The organism is Trinickia sp. (genome assembly GCF_036503415.1).
Lineage (GTDB): Bacteria > Pseudomonadota > Gammaproteobacteria > Burkholderiales > Burkholderiaceae > Trinickia.
The window spans coordinates 1-2408 of record NZ_DASXWY010000116.1; the positions used below are offsets into that span (position 1 = coordinate 1).

Annotated in this window: 3 protein-coding genes and 1 pseudogene; 3 read left to right on the plus strand and 1 reads right to left on the minus strand. The window is 60.1% G+C overall.

Going from position 1 to position 2408, the window contains the following annotated elements; translation table 11 throughout:
- From VGL01_RS15060 to VGL01_RS15070, 3 genes and pseudogenes are all read left to right on the plus strand, one after another.
- A pseudogene (locus VGL01_RS15060) lies at window positions 1-291 on the plus strand (amidase); the annotation flags it as partial.
- A 29-nt stretch (window positions 292-320) separates the two neighbouring features.
- Window positions 321-476 (plus strand): hypothetical protein, encoded by a 156-nt coding sequence (locus VGL01_RS15065; RefSeq protein ID WP_331570643.1) that lies wholly within the window; start codon window positions 321-323, stop codon window positions 474-476.
- A 628-nt stretch (window positions 477-1104) separates the two neighbouring features.
- A complete protein-coding gene (locus VGL01_RS15070) occupies window positions 1105-1761 on the plus strand; it encodes a hypothetical protein (protein ID WP_331570645.1) in 657 nt (218 codons plus the stop codon).
- 159 nt (window positions 1762-1920) lie between these two features.
- Here VGL01_RS15070 and VGL01_RS15075 read toward each other — a convergent pair.
- On the minus strand, window positions 1921-2408 hold a 488-nt coding region (locus VGL01_RS15075; RefSeq protein WP_331570647.1), incomplete at its 5' end, for a TonB family protein.

Sequence of the window (2408 nt, forward strand, 5' to 3'; positions counted from 1 at the left end):
GTCGTCACGCTGGTCACGAATCCGGCGCTCGCTTTACCGTGCGGCGTCGATCACGCGGGCATGCCGTTCGGCCTTCAGGTAATCGGGCCGTTCCGCGGCGACTTCGAATTGCTGGACATGGCTCGCGCGTTGGAAGCGGTCTGTCAATCGTCCCCATTGACGCGCCGGCCGGTGCCCGATGTCGCGCGGCTTCGCGAGACCAGCGTCGATCTGAAAGCGATCGTGACGCATCCTCCTTTGACCGATCCCGATCCCCTTCCGAATTCGGCGCTCGCGCGGCCGGCGGTCTGATATTCCCCCGGAAACAGGGCGGCGCGACGATGTTCCGTCGCGCTCGACGCGGCAGGCATCGCGAACGGCTTGAAAACAATTTCATGCCTGAAAATCAGCGCCGGGCACCGCTTAAAACGCCTGTTTATGGCAAATCGAAAACCTTAAAAATTGTTAAATTAGAAGCGGGTCTTTATCCGATTTAAACGGGGTGGGACCGCGTGATCAGTCGCAAACGGCGTGCGCTGGTTGGATTTTAGAAATATTTTGGAATTTACGAACCATCGGCTTTTCTGTCTCCGCATTTACTGCATGGTCATCGCTTGACACGGATTGACCTGTTCATTAGATTATGCGTGACGCTCGATTAAACACTCACTCCCTGACTTGCGTCAGGGATGCGTCTCGATTTAATTTTGCGTTCAACATAAAAAAATCCGAGGGCCATTGCCGTGGCGACCGTTTGGGACGTCAAAGGGCGGGCCAGTTTTAGAGGTACCCGTGACAGCACACCGCTATCGGATGCACTCGATGCGGCGCGAAGCTGTCCATCCGCTTGGAGACTTCTCATGCACACGCCGCTCCGTCATATCCAACATCACGATCCGTAAGCCGTTCGGCTCCTTATCCATCGATAGATTGCACACGAACCATTCGCTTGCCGAAGTCGTCGCAGGACTGTCCTGCGCGGCGCGTCGGTCAAGGCGGCGAAGCGCTCGTGTATGCAGTCGGAAACGTCCGGCGTCGAGCAGTCGCGCCGGAGGGGCAAACTCGCTGCGTTGAAACCATCGGTTTGCCGAAATTAAAATGCTTCAGGCACTAAATGGAGCTGAAATGGATATCGTTTTTTCGCGCGGGGACGCGACGCGGATAATCGAACCAGAAAAAGACGAGACGGTCCGCTATGGCGACCCTGTCGTGTTCCGGAGTTGCGCGAGCCATACGCCGGTATTTTTAGCGGTCATTCGCCCACCGGACAGCAAACGCCGTCCGGCTATCCTGCGCACGGAGATAGCAGCACCCGGAAAACACGAGGACGCCGACTATATTTGGAGCTTCGTACCTACAGCCGGATCGAAAAAACGATGCGGGGATCCGGTGTCGTTTGCCGACCGCGTCCGAATTCAACTATTCGATTATGTCGGCCAGTATCGTGTTCTTGCAACGAGCGATGCCGCGGAACAGTTCGTGGGAGCGGAAAGGACGCCGGTTGGGCACGACGTGTCGACCTGGTCGGTCGCCTGTGCGGCGCGCTTGAGGCTCGAACCGGGTGGACGGGCGCTGCCGGACGGCGAGTTCCAACCTGCCATGGCGTACGGGACCAACGCCTACACGTCGTTTCTCAACGCAGGTCATTACCTGTGCGGCAGGCACGATCCAGGGGGCGGAACGGGAATCGTGACGGGAGTGGCTCCCGATCTTCCTGCTACCGGCATGAGCGTATGGTGGCGCGTTTATCGGAGCGTGTCCGATGTTCCCATCGTAACTTGATGTCGCATGGGTGAACGGAACTTCCTTGCATCGTCGCGGCGAAGCGCCGGTTGCCGCGAAACGTCTTATTGGGCCGCCGACCGGCGGCACCCGAGAAGGTGCCGGTCGGTCCGTTTCCATCGAGACGCCTCAGCTGATCGCTAGATGGTGCAGGTCGTGTCAGCTCACGTTGAAATGCACTCGCACGTCGCGCTGACTATCGACTGGATGGCCGTTTTCCATCGCTGGAAAGAAGCGCCATTTGTGGAGCGCTTCGAGCAGGATTTGATTGAGGCGCGGATTCGACGTCGGCTTCACCAGCTGGACTTCCGTGGTGCCGTCCGCGTGAATGGCGAAGCGCGCTACCGCTTCGGCGCGGTAAGCGTCCTCGCGCAGATCGTCAGGCAGCAACGGCAGCGGCTGGGAAAGCAGCCGCGCCTGCGCGGCGCCAACCGATGAGGAAGCCGGCGAGGCGTCCGCGGCACTTGGCCGCACGGATTCAGGCCGAACAGCGCCCCCATCGGCGGAGGGTGCCTCGCGGGCCGGCTCGGCGGACGGCTCGACGCGGGGCGGCGGTGCGCTTCGTTGCTGCACGCTCTGTCGCTGCGTGGGCTTGACCGCTTCATGGCGGATAAGCGGCTGCGCTGCTCGGCTTCGCCGTTCCGATA

Bases quoted from the DNA above. Each gene is read 5' to 3' on its own strand.
- VGL01_RS15065 (WP_331570643.1), top strand. From the start codon at position 321: ATGTTCCGTCGCGCTCGACGCGGCAGGCATCGCGAACGGCTTGAAAAC.
- VGL01_RS15070 (WP_331570645.1), top strand. From the start codon at position 1,105: ATGGATATCGTTTTTTCGCGCGGGGACGCGACGCGGATAATCGAACCA.